14 protein-coding genes are annotated in these 17052 nt (G+C 71.6%); 5 read left to right on the plus strand and 9 right to left on the minus strand.

Features of this window, described 5'->3' with window-relative positions:
* Positions 1-54 precede the first annotated feature (54 nt).
* A complete protein-coding gene (locus EST54_RS10490) occupies positions 55-1653 on the minus strand; it encodes an alpha/beta fold hydrolase (protein ID WP_129247327.1) in 1599 nt (532 codons plus the stop codon).
* A gap of 268 nt (positions 1654-1921) precedes the next feature.
* On the opposite strand from EST54_RS10490, the gene EST54_RS10495 reads away from it, so the two are divergent.
* A complete protein-coding gene (locus EST54_RS10495) occupies positions 1922-2740 on the plus strand; it encodes a class I SAM-dependent methyltransferase (protein WP_129247328.1) in 819 nt (272 codons plus the stop codon).
* A gap of 22 nt (positions 2741-2762) precedes the next feature.
* Here EST54_RS10495 and EST54_RS10500 read toward each other — a convergent pair whose 3' ends face one another.
* Positions 2763-3605, minus strand: coding sequence for an alpha/beta fold hydrolase (locus EST54_RS10500; protein ID WP_244942487.1), 843 nt, complete (start codon positions 3603-3605; stop codon positions 2763-2765).
* Positions 3606-3714: 109 nt separating this feature from the next.
* Between EST54_RS10500 and EST54_RS10505 the strand changes: the two genes are divergently transcribed.
* Entirely contained in the window at positions 3715-5043 is a 1329-nt protein-coding gene (locus EST54_RS10505; RefSeq protein ID WP_129247330.1) for an aminotransferase-like domain-containing protein, read from the plus strand.
* Between the two features lie 47 nt (positions 5044-5090).
* On the opposite strand, the gene EST54_RS10510 is transcribed toward EST54_RS10505, so the two are convergent.
* From EST54_RS10510 to EST54_RS10530, 5 genes are all read right to left on the minus strand, one after another.
* Positions 5091-5390 carry a hypothetical protein gene (locus EST54_RS10510; protein ID WP_129247331.1) on the minus strand — a complete coding sequence of 100 codons (300 nt, stop codon included), beginning with the start codon at positions 5388-5390 and terminating at the stop codon, positions 5091-5093.
* A gap of 182 nt (positions 5391-5572) precedes the next feature.
* Entirely contained in the window at positions 5573-6643 is a 1071-nt protein-coding gene (locus EST54_RS10515; protein ID WP_129247332.1) for a glutathione S-transferase family protein, read from the minus strand.
* 72 nt (positions 6644-6715) lie between these two features.
* A complete protein-coding gene (gene ligD / locus EST54_RS10520) occupies positions 6716-7687 on the minus strand; it encodes a non-homologous end-joining DNA ligase (RefSeq protein ID WP_129247333.1) in 972 nt (323 codons plus the stop codon).
* 57 nt (positions 7688-7744) lie between these two features.
* The gene (locus tag EST54_RS10525) at positions 7745-10036 is read right to left on the minus strand and encodes an MMPL family transporter (RefSeq protein ID WP_129247334.1); all 2292 of its coding nucleotides are present in this window, start codon (positions 10034-10036) and stop codon (positions 7745-7747) included.
* A gap of 234 nt (positions 10037-10270) precedes the next feature.
* A complete protein-coding gene (locus EST54_RS10530) occupies positions 10271-11692 on the minus strand; it encodes an arylsulfotransferase family protein (RefSeq protein WP_129247335.1) in 1422 nt (473 codons plus the stop codon).
* 837 nt (positions 11693-12529) lie between these two features.
* Between EST54_RS10530 and EST54_RS10535 the strand changes: the two genes are divergently transcribed.
* Positions 12530-13822, plus strand: coding sequence for an alpha/beta hydrolase family protein (locus EST54_RS10535; RefSeq protein ID WP_129247336.1), 1293 nt, complete (start codon positions 12530-12532; stop codon positions 13820-13822).
* A 36-nt stretch (positions 13823-13858) separates the two neighbouring features.
* Here EST54_RS10535 and EST54_RS10540 read toward each other — a convergent pair whose 3' ends face one another.
* A complete protein-coding gene (locus tag EST54_RS10540) occupies positions 13859-14431 on the minus strand; it encodes a TetR/AcrR family transcriptional regulator (RefSeq protein WP_129247337.1) in 573 nt (190 codons plus the stop codon).
* A 97-nt stretch (positions 14432-14528) separates the two neighbouring features.
* On the opposite strand from EST54_RS10540, the gene EST54_RS10545 reads away from it, so the two are divergent.
* Both EST54_RS10545 and EST54_RS10550 read left to right on the plus strand, forming a co-directional pair.
* Positions 14529-14816 (plus strand): antibiotic biosynthesis monooxygenase, encoded by a 288-nt coding sequence (locus EST54_RS10545; RefSeq protein WP_129247338.1) that lies wholly within the window; start codon positions 14529-14531, stop codon positions 14814-14816.
* Positions 14817-15063: 247 nt separating this feature from the next.
* Positions 15064-15801 (plus strand): SDR family NAD(P)-dependent oxidoreductase, encoded by a 738-nt coding sequence (locus EST54_RS10550; protein WP_129247339.1) that lies wholly within the window; start codon positions 15064-15066, stop codon positions 15799-15801.
* Between the two features lie 332 nt (positions 15802-16133).
* On the opposite strand, the gene EST54_RS10555 is transcribed toward EST54_RS10550, so the two are convergent.
* Complete coding sequence (locus tag EST54_RS10555) at positions 16134-16997, minus strand: polysaccharide deacetylase family protein (protein ID WP_129247340.1); 864 nt, start codon at positions 16995-16997, stop codon at positions 16134-16136.
* Between the last annotated feature and the right edge of the window lie 55 nt (positions 16998-17052).

The following is a 17052-nucleotide window of genomic DNA, read 5'->3' on the forward strand; positions in this document are numbered from 1 at the left end:
GGAACGTCCTGGTCCCTCTCCGACGGGTCAGGGCCGGAATGGCCCTGGTGGCGCCTAGTCGCGCACCGGCACCGACACATACGACGGATCGTCCGCCGGGGAGGAGAACGTCAGCCGGGCGCCGCTGGGGTTGTGCTCGATGTACAGCGGGTCGACGGTGTCCACGACGACCGCGAGCCGGTGGCCGGCCGGTACGTCGTAGGCCGTGGAGAACAGATCCAGGTCCACGCCGAAGGGCTGGTTCGGGGTCTTGCCGTGGAAGGTGTACGGCGCGTGGGTGATCAGCTTGCCGATGCCGAGCGGGCCGACGTCGTAGAGGTAGGCGATGGCGGTGCCGCTCTCCGCGGTGCTGCTGAGGGTGGTGTGCAGCCGGGTGGTGCCGCGGACCCGCTGCCCGGTCGCACAGCGCTCGGACTGCCAGACGGCGGCCACCGAGCGCGGCAGCAGGGGGATCGAGGCGATCGGCGGCAGCCGGAAGAACTGGTCCATCATGTTGGAGAGGATGACCAGCCCGCCGTCGGCGCCGGAGTCCCAGTTGGTGTGGAGCTGCTTGCTGCCGTCGAGTGCGATCCGCCGCTGTCCGGACGGCACGTCCTTCCAGCTCTTGTAGCCCTCGTACGCGCCGGTGGAACGGGACTTGAGCAGCACCGGCGACTCCCGGTCGACACCGTTGTCCGCGCCCTTGAGGTAGTGGTCGAACCACCGCTGGGTGTCGGTCCAGGTGTCGTTGGGCAGCCCGAGCAGTCCGAGCCCCTCGGCCGTGGCATGGTCGCCGGGGCGGAATTCCAGCCGCTTGGGGCCGGTCAGCTTCTCGTAGAAGTCGGCGGTCTGGTTGGGCGGGAAGATCGAATCGCCCCAGGCGTTGCCCAGCATGACGGCGGTGCCATTGGCGTTGATCTTGTCGAGATAGGTGGCGGGGGAGCGCTTGCGCCCCCACGCGATCAGGTCCTGTTCCTTGTCCAGGTTCGAGGCCAGGAAGTCCTTCATGATCGTGCGGAATTCGGGGCTGGGACGTCCGGTCAGCTCACCCGTGCCGCCCAGGAACGCCGCGGCCTGCCGGTGCTCGGTCCGGCCGCTGTAGATCGAGGCGACCAGGTCGGCCCAGCCGCTGAGCGCCGCAACCGCCTTGATCCGCTTGTCGAACGCGGAGGCCAGCAGGCTGATCCCGGCACCGTAGGAGACCCCGGCCATACCGACCTTCCGCGGATCGGCCGGGGTGTGGGCCAGGGTCCAGTCGATGATCTTCGAGGCGTCGGCGACGTCCTTCGGTCCGGCGGTGTCGATCTCCCCGCCGGACTGCCAGAACCCGCGCGTGTTGTATCCGACGACCACATAGCCCTTGTCGGCCAGCTTCTGGGCCTGCGCCATGTATTCGATCTGCGGCGTCGCCCAGCTGGTGGGCAGCACGATGACCGGGTACCGCCGGATGCCGTCCGCATCGGACGGAGTGAAGACATTCGCCTTGAGCGTGACCCCGCCGTCGCCCTCGATGTCGACGAACCGCACCGGGGCCGAGCTGCCCGATGACGTGCTGGTGGGAGTCGATGGCGGCGTGGCCGCCTGTGCCGGTGCGACGGTGAGAACCGTGGTGGCCAGCAGCGCTGCCGCAACGGTGCCGACCGCGGCGCGCTGGGTCGTACGGGAGGGCCTCATCTTCTCTCCAGATCTCGAAGCGGGCCGGCCGCACGCTGTCACGGGACAGGAGGGGGCGTACGACGGGCCCGAGTTGACTGGAGAGTAAGGTCCGCCCCTTACCTCTGGTAACCCATCGGTAGGTTACGGCTGGGTAACACCCTTGGGGCGGACGGGAGTCGGGAGCACGGAGAGGGGCGGAGGTGCGGGGGAGGATGGTGCCGACCGATGTGCCGTCCGATGCGCTGACCGAACTGCCGACAGATGTGCCGACCGAAGGAGGGATGCGGTGCCCCAGACACCGTTCGACGAGAGCGAGCGCCTGGTGTGGGCGGGGAACGCGGCGGCGTACGAGGCCGGCTTCGCCAAGTTGTGTGCCCATCTGGTGCCGCGGCTGCTGGATGCCGCGCGGGTGCGCACCGGTGCCCGGGTGCTGGATGCCGGGACGGGGACCGGCTCGGCCGCCGCGGCCGCCGGCGCGCGCGGGGCACGGGTGGTCGCCGTGGACGCCGAGCCCGACATGGCGCGACGTGCCGCGCGGTCGGTGCCCGGCGCCCGCGTCGTGGTCGCCGCGCTTCCGCAACTCCCGTTCATGGACGGGTACTTCGACGCCGTCGTCGGCAACTTCGTACTCAACCACGTCGGACGGCCGCGGGCGGCCCTCGACGAGCTGCGCCGGGTGACGCGGCCGGGCGGCCGGATCGCGCTGACGGTCTGGGCGGCCCCCGCCGCACCGGGGCAGGCCCTGCTCGGCCGCGCCGTGGAGGCCGCCGGGGTGACCCGGCCGCCGTCGCTGCCCACGCTCGCCCCGGAGGAGGACTTCCCGCGCACCCCCGACGGCCTCGCCGGTCTGCTGCGGGACGCGGGCCTGGCGGAGGCGGAGTGCGTGCCGCTGTCCTGGGACCACCGCACGACACCGCAGGAGTGGTGGAGCGGACCGGCGGCCGGAGTGGCGACCATCGGCCGGACCGTGCTCAGTCAGGGCCCGGCCGCGACCGAGCGCATCCGGCGCCACTTCGAGGCGCTGGCACGGGAGTTCACCGATGACGACGGTGCTCTGGTGCTGCCGCACACGGCGCTGCTGGCCTCCGGACGGGTGGCCGGATAGCGGGGCGCTGTCCGGCGGCGGTTCACGCGGGAACCCCGGGCGGCTCCGGGGCGGCCGCCGCGGCATCGGCCGGCAGGGAGCGGAGGAACTTCTCCAGAGCGGCGTTGAACTCGTCCGGCCGCTCCAGATTCGGCAGATGGGCCGCCCGTTCGACGAGGATCAGCCGGGCATCCGGCATCCGGGCTTGGATCGCGCGGGCATCGCTCACGGGCGTGTACGTGTCCTCCGTGCCGACCACCACCAGCGCCGGCACCGTCATCCGCGACAACTGCGCGGTGTAGTCCGGGCGTTCGGCCCGGCCGCGCAGGGCGGCAGCCGCCCCCTCGGGGGCCGTGGACGTCATCATCTGCAGGACGTGCGCGGCGACGTCCGGCAGGGCGTCGAGGTGGTGCGGTGCCACCATCTTGTCCAGCACCTCGTGGGCGTAGCCGGCCATGCCCTCGCGGAGCAGGCGCTCCGCCATGCCGCGGCGCACGGCCCGGCCCGCTGCGGTGTCCGCGGCGGCGAAGGTGTCGGCGAGCACCACGGCCCGGATCCGCTCGGGGAAGAGCCGCCAGCACTCCATGACGATCTGGCCGCCCATGGAGAGGCCGCCGAGGACGCAGCGCTCGATCCCGAGATGGTCGAGCAGGGCGAGGAGGTCGCGCGCGAACGTCTCCAGCGGGGTGGTGCCGGGAACGACGGTGCTCTCCCCGTAGCCCCGGAGATCCGGCGCGATCACCCGCCATCCGGCCCGGCTGAGGTGCGCGATCTGCGGGCGCCACATGGACCGGTTGAAGGGATGGCCGTGCACCAGGACCAGTGGCTCACCGCTCCCCTCGTCCTCGTAGCCCACGGTGATCTCGGTGCGGAAGAACGGTCCCACGGAAATGCCCCCTCTGCTGCGGCTTGACGTCTCGATGCTATGAGGTGCAATCTCTCGGCACAATGAAAACATTGCACTCGGTGCAATGAGGGAACGCGGGGAGTGAGTCATGCATGACTACCGGGCGCTGGCCGACGCACTCGCGGCCGATATCGCGGCGGGCCGGCTCCGCCCCGGGGAGAAGCTGCTGCCGCTGCGCCGGTTCGCCCGTCAGCGGCAGATCGCCGACTCGACGGCGGCCCGGGTGTACCGGGAGCTGAACCGGCGCGGTCTGACGGTGGGCGAGGTCGGCCGCGGCACCTTCGTCCGCTCCGCCGCGCCCCCGGCGGAGCCCGCCCTGGCCGAGCCGGGCCGGGCCCGGGTCGACCTGGAAATGAACTTCCCCGTGCTGCCCGAGCAGCCCGCACTCCTCGCCAGGAGCCTCGAAGGGCTGCTGCGGCCCGACGCCCTGGCCGCCGCGCTGCCTCCGGTGGGCGCCGCGGGCACGGCCGCCGCCCGGCAGGCCGCGGCCGCCCACCTCGCCCGGGCGGGCTGGGCGCCGGACCCCGGCCGGCTGCTCTTCGCGGGCAACGGCCGGCAGGCGCTGGCCGCCGCCATCGCCGCGCTGGTCCCGGCCGGCGAACGTCTCGGTGTCGAGGCGCTCACCTACCCCGTGGTGAAGGGCCTCGCGGCCCGCCTCGGCGTCACCCTCGTCCCGCTCGCCATGGACGAGGACGGGCTGACCCCCGAGGCGCTGCGCACCGCCGCCCCGCTGCGGGCCGTCTACCTCCAGCCGGCCCTGCACAACCCGCTGGGCATCACCATGTCCGGCCGCCGGCGCGAAGAACTCACCGCTGTGCTACGGGAGTTGGACCTGTACGCGATCGAGGACGCCATCTACGGATTCCTCCGCGACGACCTGCCGCCCCTGGCGGCACTGGCCCCGGAGCGCACCCTGGTCGTCGACAGCCTGTCCAAACGGCTCGCGCCCGGACTGTCCCTGGGATTCCTCACCGTGCCGGCGGGCCAGGTACCGGACGTCGCGACGGCCCTCCGGTCGGGCACCTGGACGGCGTCCCGCTTCGCGCTCGACGCGGCCACCCGCTGGATGGCCGACGGCACCGCGGCGGCGATCGAAGCGGCGAAGCGCAGCGACGCCGCGGCCCGCGGGCGCCTCGTCGCCGCCCACCTCGCCGGCTTCCGGGTCCGCGCCGATCCGCACGCGTACCACTGCTGGTGGGAGTTGCCGGAGCCCTGGCGGGCCGACACCTTCGTCGCCGCCGCCGCGCGCCGCGGGATCGCCGTCACCCCGTCCGGCGCCTTTGCCGTCGGCCCGGCCCACGCCCCCAACGCCGTGCGGCTGGCGCTCGGCTCACCGCCCCTGGACGCCCTGGCCGAGGCGCTCGCCGTCCTGGCCGGGCTGGCGCAGGGGGCGCCGGAGGACACCGCGCCGGAGTGAGCGGGCGCCGGGGCCCGGGCCGGCCGGGGCCCCGGGGCGCTCGTGGCTCAGGTGCCGCTCATCAGCTCGCCGTATCCGGTGCGCAGATCGTCCGCGGTCATCACCGGCTGCAGCGAGACCTTCGCGTGCAGGTCCATGAAGAACGATTCGAGGAGCGTCGGCATCTGCCATGACTCCTGCATGTCGAAGTAGAAGAATGCGGTCTGCTCGCCGTCGTCGAGGGTGAAGTAGGCCGCCTCGGGCTTCAGGGCGGCGAGGGCCGACTCCATGACCTTCGGCAGACGGCCGCTGCGGATCACTTCGTTCCGTGTCTGGGTGGGTATGCGGGCCTTCAGAACCATCCTCATCGGGCTCACTCCTCGCGTTGCTCGCGTGGGGCGGATGGAGCGCGGCGGTGAACCGGGAGGCCGGGCGCTCGGGTGGGTACGCGGGAAGCCCCGTGGCGCACCGTCTGTGTCGCTGTCTGCTCTCAGGATCTCACGGTCGGGCCCGCGGTGGGCAGCTCCGGCGGCCGGTGACGGAGGAGCGGTCAGGAGCCGGTCAGCAGGTGCTCGGGGCGCCCACTGGGAGGGACCTCCTCGGCCGCCGGTACCGGGCCGGGCGGGGTGCCGTGGCCGAACGGCCGGCCGCCCAACTCCTCGCGGTGGTGCGGCAGCAGCCAGCCGGAGAGGTCCGGCCCCACGGGGACGATGCCGGTCGGGTTGATGCCGGCGTGCACCCGGTAGTAGTGCTGCTTGATGTGGTGGAAGTCGACGGTGTCGCCGAAGCCGGGCGTCTGGAAGAGGTCCCTGGCGTAGGCCCACAGCACCCGGTCCTCGGTCAGCTTGAACCCGTTGCACTTGAAGTGACCGTGGTAGACGGCGTCGAAGCGGACCAGGGTCGTGAACAGCCGGATGTCGGCCTCCGTGATCGTGTCGCCCACGAGATAGCGCTGGTCGGCCAGCCGCCCGGACAGCAGCTCCAGGCGCCGGAAAAGATCGCGGAAGGCCGCCTCGTACTCGCCCTGCCCGGTGGCGAAACCGGCCCGGTACACGCCGTTGTTGACGTCCCGGTAGACGCCCGCCATGACGACGTCGATCTCCTCGCGCAGTGGCTCCGGATACAGCTCGGGTGCGCCGGGCCGGTGCAGCGCCGTCCACTCCGTCGCGAGGTCCAGCGTGATCTGCTGGAAGTCGTTGGTGACGAGCTGCCCGCTGGGGACGTCGACGACGGCGGGGACGCTGACGCCGCCCGGGTAGTCCGTCTCGCGGGCGTCGTAGGCCTCACGGAGGAAGCGGATGCCGAGGACGGGGTCGCGGCCGTCGGGGTCCAGGGTGAACCGCCAGCTGCGGTGGTCCTGGATCGGGTCGGTGACGGCGAGCGAGAGCGCGTCCTCCAGGCCGAGCAGCCGCCGGGAGATGACGGCGCGGCTCGCCCAGGGGCAGGCGCGGCTGGCCACCAGCCGGTAGCGGCCGGCCTCGACCGGCCAGCCGTCCCGGCCGTCCGCGGTGATGCGGTCCGCGAAGTGGCTCCTGGAGCGCTTGAACGGCTTGCTGCCGTAGCCGGTGTTGCCGTCCGCCGCGCCGTCCGCGGGGGCACCGTCGCTGCTGGGGTGGGACATCACCGACTCCTTCCGTCGCGCTTGCCGGCGTCCTCATGGCGAGCCTTCCCGTACCGGCGCGGATATCCCGCCTCAGCCGAGGCGGGTGAGATCGGGCCGCAGCCGGTGCCAGATCGGGTGCCGCAGCCGGCCGGCCGACGTCCAGCCGCTGAAGGCGACCTCGGCGACGAGCCGGGGCTCGGCGAAGTGCGCCCCCGCGACGTCCACGGGGTTGAGGAACGGCGACCGGTCGAGCGGAATGACGCCCAGGTACTGCGCCAGCTCCTGGCGCTCCCGTGCGGACAGCCCCGAACCGACGGACCCGACATAGCGCAGCCCCGCGGGTTCCGCCAGGCCCGCCAGGACGGAACCGGGCAGCCCGGCCAGCCCGCCGTGACCCTCCGTCCAGCCCCCGATGATCACGTCGAGGGTCTGCAGATGCTTCGTCTTGCGCCACTCGGGTGACCGCACGCCCGGCAGGTACACGGAGGTCAGCCGCTTGGCCACCACCCCTTCCAGACCGCCTTGCAGCGAGGCCTCCCACGCCTGCTGGGCATGGCCCTCCACATACGCGGGCGCCGACCAGTTCGGGCCGCGCAGCCCCAGCCCGGACAGGATCGACCGGCGCTCGTAATACGGCGCGGCCATCAGCGAGCCGGCCAGATACATCAGGTCGAAGAGGACCAGGTGCACCGGGTACTCCATCGCCAGGCGGGCGGTGCGCCGCGGATTGACCACGCCCATACGGCGCTGCAACAGCCCGAAGTCGGGCCGTCCGCGGGGGTCGAGCACCACCACCTCGCCGTCGAGCACCGCGGGCCGGCCGCGCAGCTGCGCACCGAGCGGGCCCAGTTCCGGGTAGGTCGCGGTCGCGTCGTTGCCCGCCCGGGTGATCAGGCGGATCGTCCCGTCGCCCGGGGTGTTGACGATGCAGCGCGCGCCGTCCCATTTGGCCTCGAAGGCCCAGGCCGTCTCGTCGTCCGCGGCAGGCAGCGGGCCGACCGTGGCCAGCATCGGCCGGATCACGGGGTACGAGGCCGAGCCGTGCTCGGCGGTGGGGCCCATGGTTCGATGATCGCGGGATACCGGGGCGTTCGCAGATCGGAAGGGGGGCGGCCTGCCCTACCGCGGGCCCCCGCCGGCCCCCGCCCCGCCCCTGGGGAGCTGCTCCTCGCCCTCCGTGTTCACATGCGGCAGGATCCGGTCCAGCCACCGGGGCGTCCACCAGGCCGCCGGGCCCAGCAGCGTCAGCGTCGCGGGCACCAGCAGCAGCCGGACCACGGTGGCGTCGATCAGTACGCTCACGGCCAGACCGAGGCCCAGCATCTTCACCACGATGTTGTCGCTGATGAGGAACGCGGCGAACACGCTCACCATGATCAGCGCGGCACAGGTGATCACCCGGGCGGTGATCTCCAGGGCATGCGCCACGCTCGCCTTGGCATCGCCGGTCCGCAGCCATGCCTCGTGCACCCGCGACAGCAGAAAGATCTCGTAGTCCATGCTCAGCCCGAAGACGATCGCGAACATCATCATCGGGACGTAGCTCTCGATGGGCACCGTGCCCGAGACCCCGAGCGCCGGACCGCCCCAGCCCCACTGGAAGACCGCCACCACCACCCCGTACGAGGCGGCGATCGACAGGACGTTGAGCACCGCCGCCTTCACCGCCACCAGCAGGCCCCGGAAGACGGTCAGGATCAGCACGAACGCGAGGGCGACCACCACGGCGATGATCAGCGGCAGCCGGCTGGCGACGATGTCCAGGAAGTCGACCTGGCCGGCGGTCGTGCCCGTCACGTAGCCGTCCGCGTCGGTGCCCCGTACGGCCTGCGGCAGGACGTCGCGCTCCAGGCGCTTGACCAGGTCGGTGGTGTCCGCGCTCTGCGGGGCCTGGGTGGAGTACGCGGTGCCGGTGAGCACATCGCCGTCCGGGGTGGCCTTCAGCGGGGTGATGAAGGCCGCGCCCGGGACATCGGTGAGCGCCTTCTGGGCCTGCGATGCGAGCATCGGGCGGTCCGCCTGCGGCACGGCCGACTCGTCGATCACCAGGGTCAGCGGGCCGTTGGAGCCGGGGCCGAACGCCGAGGACATCAGGTCGAAGGCCCGCCGGTCGGTGAACGACTTCGGGTCGGCGCCGTCGCCGATGTGCCCGAGCTGGATCGAGAAGACCGGCAGCGCCAGGACGACCACCACCAGCACCCCGGCCGCCAGGTACCACCACGGGCGGCGCTCCACCCGCTGGGCGTACCGGTGCCAGGTGCCGCGCGCCTCCTCACCCGGTGCGGCGTCGGTCTCGGCGATCGGGCGGCGGACGTGCAGCCGGTCGATCCGGCGCCCGATCAGCCCGAGCAGTGCCGGGACGAGGGTGAGGGCGCCGAGCACCGCGGAGACCACGGTGAGGGCGGCCGCCACCCCGAGTTTGCCGATGAAGGAGAGCTGGGAGACCCACAGCCCCATCAGCGCGATGATCACGGTGCAGCCGGACACCAGCACCGCCCGGCCGCTGGTGGCCACGGCCCGGCCCGCGGCGGTGACCGGGTCCGCACCGTCCATCACGTTCTGCCGGTGCCGGGTGAGCAGGAACAGCGCATAGTCGATGCCGACGCCGAGGCCGATCATCGTGGCCAGCGTGGGGGAGACGGTGGCGAAGACGAAGACGGCGGCCAGCAGCCCCAGACAGGCCACCCCGCACAGGGCGCCGATCAGCGCGGTCAGCAGCGGCACCCCGGCCGCCAGCACACTCCCGAAGCCGACCAGCAGCACCAGGATCGCCACCGCGAAGCCGATGATCTCGCTGAGCCGGTCGTTGGGCTCCGGCCGGGCCAGCTCGCCCAGCGGCCCGCCGTACTCCACCTCCACGCCCGCCGAGCGCAGCGGCTTGACCGCCGCGTCGACACCGTCGAGATAGTCGGGGTTCAGGGTGGACGGCTGCACGCTGAAGCGCACCGTGATGTACGCGGTCCGGCCGTCGGTGGACAGCGGGCCGACGTTCGGGGTGCCGGGCGGCGGCTTGGCGGGCGGCGCGCCGGGCGCGGGCAGCGGGTTCTGCGCGGCGAGCACCTCCGGCAGTTCGCCGAGGGCGGTGACGGCGCCGTCGATCTGGCCGCGGAACCCGGTCAGCGGCCGGGCCGCGTCGTGCAGCACGACCTGGCTGCTGTAGCCGCCGGCCTTCGGCTCGTGCTTCTTGAGCACATCGCGGCCCTGCGTGGACTGGACGCCGGGCAGCGCGAAGTCGTCGGAGTACTCGCCGCCGTACGCGTGCTGCAACACCTGGAGCCCGACCAGGGCGGCCAGCCACAGCACGATGACCACGACGAAATGGCGGGCGCACCACTCCCCGATGCGGCGCAGCGCCCCCCGGGGACGGGGGGTGCCGGACGCGGGGACGCTCGGGGTCTTCGGCAACGACATTGCGTGCTCCCGATGAGGGCCGGCCCTCCTGGCACGTGCGGACAGTCAGCATTCAACGGCGGTCCGGCCGCCGCGGCATGTCCACCGGGGATCCGGGTGTCGGCCGGACGGGTGCACGGCGGTGCGGGAGGCCGCCCGGGTGGGCGGCGCCGGCATCCCGGTGGACAAGCTGCCGCGGGTGCGGAAGCCGGACGAGAGGGGCGCGCCGGTCACGATCGACCTCGACTCGTGCCGTCATCCGGCCGGCGTCACGATTCTCGACGCACCGAGCACCCGTCCGTGCGCGTCAAGCGCCCTGACCTGGAAGTACGGACCCCGGTTCGCGGTCCCGAGCGCCGTCTCGAACCCCGTACGGGGGGCGCGTCCGACGACGACCCGCAGGGCGCGGGGACGGGGTCCGGCGAGCAGCTGCCACCCTCTGGTCTCCGTGGATCCGTTCCACGAGGCGAAGACGACGGTGCGTCCGCCCCTCGCGCGGGCCGCCGCGCTCGGCGGGTAGTACGGCTTGCCGACCCATCGGTTGCGGTAGGCACGGTAGGAGATGTCGGAGCCCGGCATCTTCGCGTCGTAGAGCAGGTTCTGCAAGCCGTTGTACTGGGAGTTTCCCGGATAGGCGTACTCCGAGTAGTAGGAGTTCTGCCCCCACCCGATGAACTGGTTCCCGTGCGGAAGGGCCTGGGTGTTTCCTTGGGAGGCGGAGAACAAGGGCGGTGCGTGGTAGTAGGTCTGGTCGACGGTCGCTCGGCGGTGCGCGAAGTCGATGTTGAGGACCAGGCCATGGGACTCCTGCTCCGGTGTGCCGTCCGGCTGGTTGCAGCAGCCGTCGTCGAACATGCTGATCCGGCGTCCCGGCCGGAATCTGACGTCGTGCTGCCAGAAGAAGTCCGCGTTCGGGCCGAAGGTGAAGTCGCTCCTTTTCCCGCCGAGTTGCCAGCGGATCCGGCCGTTCCGTCGGGAGACGTCGTAGGCCGCCCACATGTTGCGTGCCGAGATCAGCAGTTCACCGTTGGGTCCCTCGTCGATCGAATTCATGTGGTAGGCGTCCCACACTCCTCCGGATGACGACGCATCGGAGGCGGACACCTCGGAGTCGGCCGGATTGACGTGATCGAGGATGTCCCACGAGAAGACGAGTTCCCCCGTGGCGAGGTCGACCTCCTGAACCTCGCTGTCCAGAATGGCGCCGTTCTCCGGACCGCCGTAGCGCCTGAGGTCCATGGGGATCGGCTTGGTCGCGATGAACAGTGCGGTTCCTCTGCGGGTCAGGATGAATTCGTGCTCGTCCGGATGGAAGCCGTGCCGGGCGAAAACCGTTCGGACCAGGCGGTAGTGGCTGTCGTAGATGTAGTAGCACCCGCCCGGTTCGGGGGCGCCGCCCGGCAGGTTGGTGTACGCGGGCGGAATCGCGATGGACCCCTGCCACCAGGTCAGCACGGGCTCTGCCCGGCGGTTCCGGTGGTTGTAGTACGTCTGCACCTTGAAGTCGGCGTTCTGAAGGCTCGTCGAGGGCAGCGGACGGAACCAGACCGGGGCACCGGAGTTCTCGGAAATCAGCGCGCCGGTCTGGCCGATCATCGGGCTGCTGATGGTGTACGGGCCGACGAAGATGTTCCCGGGTGCCGTTCCCCGCCGCTGCGCGGTCACGCTGACGCGCATGGGATGAAGCCGTGGCGCGGAGACGAAGCTCCACACGCCGGGGCCCGAAGTGATCAGCTCCGGTGCAGGGGGGCTCCCCGTCGGAGGCGCCGGTACGGTCGCGCACAAGCGGGGCCCCGGCGGCGAACTCGCCTCGGCGGGCACCACACAGCCCGCGAAGGCGAGCCCCACGGCGAGTGTGCAGGTCCCTGCGGTGCGGCTCATCCGCTTCGTGGCCCTGCCAGCCCACGGCTTTCCCTTTGCCATCATCTCTCCATCGCGAGGTGTCACATTCCTGAGCCGCCCGGGAACGTCCGCCAGCACGATGCAGAACCGGGAGAGCTGCGCTTGCTGGTGACGCTAAGCACTGCGGTCGGCCGCCGCCCGCTGGAGACGCCGTCCGGTGGAGCGTTCACCGCCCCGGCTGACGGTGTGTGGACATCGCCCCGCATGACGGCGGCATACGAGGTCAAGCCGTCCCAACGGGCCATCAGATCGGCGCCACACGTGGCCCAGAGCCTCCCAACGGGCCATCAGACCGGCGCCTGGGCAGGCGCGAACGAGCTGTCGGTGCCTACCGTCACAGAGCACGGCTCCCGGCATTGAGCACTCCTGTGTACGGCCTGGGAGAAGGACGACACGAACAGGAAGCAGGCACAGGTGCGGTCATCAGCAATGCGCGAAGCCGCCGGGCACCCCCATCCGCTCCGGCCGTGCGTCCGCCGCTTCCTTCCCCAGGAAGGGGGCCTTCCCCAGGAAGGGGGCCTTCCCCAGGAAGGGGGCCTTCCCCAGGAAGGCGGCCGGCGGGTGGGCAGCCCCAGGGGACGACGCATCGGACGGACCGTCAGAGCGGCGGCGGTGCTGCTGCTGACGATGGTCCTCACCGGCTGCGCGTTCGTCACGTCCCCGGGAAGCTCCGACGGTTCCGGGGCAACCACGGGCAACGGCGACGTGGTGGGCACTCCCACACCGCTGCGCAACGTGCCCCGCGAACTGTCCACCGTGGCCGACGGGAAACTGGTCGTCTACCGCATGCCGGGAATTCAGGGAAACCGGATCAAGGCGACCGCCATGCTGTTCACGCCCAGAAAATCTCCGCCGGCCGGTGGCTGGCCCCTTTTCGTATGGGGTCACGGGACCGTCGGATGGGCCCCGGAGTGCGCACCGAGCGTCCAGCTCCAGGAACACAAGAAATGGGCTGACGGGCCGAACGCCGTGCTGTTGGCGGCCGTCCTGAAGATGGGAATTGCTGTCGTGGCCCCGGATTACGAGGGGATGGGCCCGACGGCGGCCGGCGTCACGACAGGGCACGGCTATTACCATCTCTCCAGCGAGGGCAAGTCCATGGTCTTCGCCGCAGTTGCCGCGAAACGGTATCTCGGCGGCCGGGCGTCCGGGGAATGGGTGCCGGCCGGCTGGTCCGAAGGGGGATTTTCCGCGCTCGCCGCCGCGTACTACTCCCGGTTGTCCAAGAAGGCAGAGCCCGCGCTGGACTATCGGGGCACGATCGCCCTCGCCCCCGTCCCGGACGTCCCCGCCATGAACAAGCTCCTGTGGCGGGACATCGCCCACGCCTCCAAACCCGGGACCACGCCCACGGACCGTCAGATCGACCAGCTGGTCTTCGCCAACGCGGAAACCATCTACTTCACGAAGACCCAACTCCGTGCGGGCTATCGTGTCGACCCCGAACGGATCTACGGCCCGAATATGCTGAGGTTCTACCAGCAGAACTGGCGGACGTGTCTCGATGATCTGAATGCGATGGTCAAGCGCGATATCAAAAACTATCTGAATTCCTCGCCTTCGCACCGCTTGGCGTCCTATCCGGGAATTCGCGGAGACGCTCCGAACGCGCTGCCGGAGAACAGGCGATTCTACGAGCGGAACCAAGGGAAGCTTGAGAACTCGACACTGCCGGGGTCGGTCCTCTGGCTCTATGGGGCCGACGACATCACCAGCCCGGGCGCTGTCACCTATCACGTCGTCAACAAGATGCTGGCCAACGCCAACGACATCAACCTCGCCGTTTTCGAGGGGGCCGGCCACTATGACGTCCCCACGGTCGGCCTCCCGCTGATTCAGGCACGCCTGCGGCAGCTCTTTCCGGTGGAGCCCTCTGCACACCGAGGCGAGTCGCCCACCTCATGACCGAGTGCCTCCAGGAGCCTGGGGCCTGGGGCGGTGTTACCCCACGGGGTTGCCCCGCGGCACGTCGAGGATGATGTCGGCGGCGCGAGCGATGACCGGGGCGCGGTCGCGGCCAGGGTGGTCGGCGGCGAGGAAGTGGCTGCCGATGGCCGTGCAGAAGGCGAGCAGGGCACGGGCCTCGACCTCGTCGGGGTCGGCGCAGAAGGTGCCGATCGCGTCGCGCGCCAACTGAATGCGCTTGTTGTCCACGCGGCGCAGGCGGTCGGCGACGGTGTGGTCGCGCCGGGCCCATTCGCGGATGGCCAGGTCGATGGGGAGCAGGCGGTCGCTGGAGAAGGTGAGCTGCCCGGCCAAGCGGACCTTGTCCCGCGCGTCGGCGCCCTCCCGCTCCACCCGGTCGATGACGTCGTCGACGCTCTCGCGCTCCCAGGTGTCCAGCATCTCGGTCAGCAGTGCGTCGCGGTCGGCGAAGTACCCGTAGAAGCCGCCCTTGGTCACCCCCAGCGCCTTGGCGAGTGCCTCGACCCGCACCGTGTCCACCCCGCCCGTGGCCAGCGCCTGCAGCCCCGCCTCGACCCACTTCTCCCGCGGTGTGCGCAATGCGCCCATCGGTGGCTCACCTCACCCTGTCCGACCTGTTGTACGGAGCCGTATAACGACCTAGGCTCGCGTTGTACGGCATCGTATAACGCGAGAGGGGACACCTGTGTCATTCGGTTTCGTTGCCTTCCACTACCCCGCCCCCGAGCACCTGGAGGAGTTCGTTCGCAACTGCCACGAGGTCGCCGATGCGACGCGGCGCCAGCCCGGCTTCCTGTCCGTCGGGGTCTGGGTCACCCCGGACGGCGAGGCCGTCGTCACCACCGGCGCGTTCGAGTCCGAGGAGGCCTTCTCGGCGGCGGCCGAGGTCGGCCGCGAGATGGGCGCGACCCCCGAGGGCCTGAGCGACCTGGAGGTCAGGCCCCGCGAGGTCCACTTCCTCGTGTCGCGCTAGCCGACCAGGAGCAGCACGTGGCTTCGCCGCCCGGGGGCGCGTCCGGGCCGGCCGCGGTTCGCCGTGGCCGCCCGGCCGTTCCTGCTTCCCGTGCGGCTCCGTACGATTCCTTGCGATCATTCGTGGCACGGCACGAGGTAAGGACTGATCTGTTGATGAACCGTCCCTGGGCGTCCGGTGAGCTCTGCATGTCCCGCAGCCGTTCGGCCTGTTGCTGCCGTGCGGGTGTGCGGGCGGAGGGCGTCCGATGAGCCGGGCGGTGCTGGTGACCGGGGCCTCGCGGGGGATCGGCCGGGCGGTTGCGGAGCTCTTCGCCGCGCACGGGGACCGGGTCGCGCTGCATTACGCGTCGCGGCGGGAGGCGGCCCAGGAGGCGTTCGAGGGGCTGGCCGGCGGCGGGCACGTCCTGGTGCAGGGCGATGTGGGGACGCCGGAGGGGGCGGCGGCGATCGTCGAGGCGGCCGTGGACGGGCTGGGCGGGGTCGATGTGCTCGTCAACAATGCGGCCGCCAATGAGCCGCACCCGCTGGACCGCACGTCCTTCGAGGACTGGCAGCGGATCTGGCGGCGCCTGGTGGACGTGAATCTGCTCGGGGCGGCGCACGTGACGCACTGCGTGGCGCGGAACATGATCGAGCGGGAGGTGGCGGGGCGGATCGTCAACATCGGGTCGCGGGGCGCGTTCCGGGGCGAGCCGGACCATCCGGCCTATGGCGCGTCGAAGGCGGCGCTGCACGCGATGGGGCAGTCGCTGGCGGTCCATCTGGCGCCGTACGGCATCGGCGTGGCCTCCGTGGCGCCCGGGTTCGTGGCGACCGAGCGGGTCGCGGACCGGCTGACGGACGAGGTGCGGCAGCAGAGCCCGTTCGGCCGGGTCGCCTCGCCGCAGGATGTGGCGTCCGCCGTGCACTACCTTGCCTCGCCGGCGGCGGTCTGGGTCTCCGGGGCGGTGCTCGACGTCAACGGGGCGTCGTATCTGCGCTGAGCGACCGGACCGGCGCCCGGCCGGGAAAAGGGGAAGCCCCGGCCGAACGGGGGAATTCGGCCGGGGCGGCTCGGGGGCGCGCAGTGGTGACGGCGACGGCCGCCGGGATTCCTGCCGCGCGGTGGTGGGCCGGCTTCCCTGGGGGAGGGCCCGCGGGCGCCGTCGTGCGGCGCCGCTTCCAATTGAACGATAAACCATAGGGTGAGCTTCCGGCGTGCCGGGTGACGGCTCTCACCTTGCGCTGCCGGCCGGCCGTACTGGGCGGCGCGAACACGGTCCCGTTGCGCGGCCGGCGTGCGGCCGTCCTCAGGTCGTCGTCAGGAGCCGGGGCGTCACGGCTCGATGCGGATCGGACGGAAGCCGTCGTCCAGCAGGCGTGGCAGATACCACTCCAGCGCCTGGACGGTCTGGGTGCGCTCGCCGCCGCCGTCGTGCGACAGGACGATCGCGCCGGGGCCGATCTCGGACAGGACGGTGTCGGCGATGAAGTCGGCGCCGGGGGTCGTCCAGTCCTGCGAGTCGACCGCCCAGCCGACGGGCGACATGCCCAGGTCGTTGCAGATGCTCAGCGACGGGTCGTCCCATGCGCCGTACGGGGCGCGGGCCAGGTCGGGGGCGCTGCCGAGGACCTCTTCGAGCAGGCTGCTGGTGCGGCCGAGTTCGCTGCGTACGTCGCCCGGCGGCAGCGTGGTGAGCTGCGGATGGGTCCAGGTGTGGTTGGCGACGGCGTGCCCCTCGTCGGCGATGTCCCGCAGCAGGTCCGGGAACGCGACGGCGTTCTCGCCGATGACGAAGAACGTGGCGCGGGCGTCGTGGCGGTGCAAGATCCGCAAGATGTCGGGGGTGTGACGGGGGTGCGGACCGTCGTCGAAGGTCAGGAAGATCTCGCGGCGGTCGGTGGACAGCGTGAAGGCGACATCGGGGTGCGGTGGCGAGGCGCCCGGACCGGAACGGGAGGTCTCGCCGGCCATCGGGCGCAGCCGGTGACCGTCCGGGCCGCCGGCCGTGGCGGGCCGACCGGCGCCCGCCGGCGGGTCGGCTCCCGCAGTACGGGGCGCCGACGGACGGGTGCGGTGCGAGCCACCCGTCTCCGCGGCGCCGGACGGGAACAGCACGCGGCCGACGGCGAGCGTACCGAGCACGAGCGCGGCCTGAAGGAACGCCCGCCTGGCACGTGTGTGCTCATCGGAGGTCACCCTTCAGGTGCTCTCATGCGGCCTTCCGGGGCGGCGGGAGCGACACGGGGCGGGC

The organism is Streptomyces sioyaensis (genome assembly GCF_004122735.1).
GTDB lineage: Bacteria > Actinomycetota > Actinomycetes > Streptomycetales > Streptomycetaceae > Streptomyces > Streptomyces sioyaensis.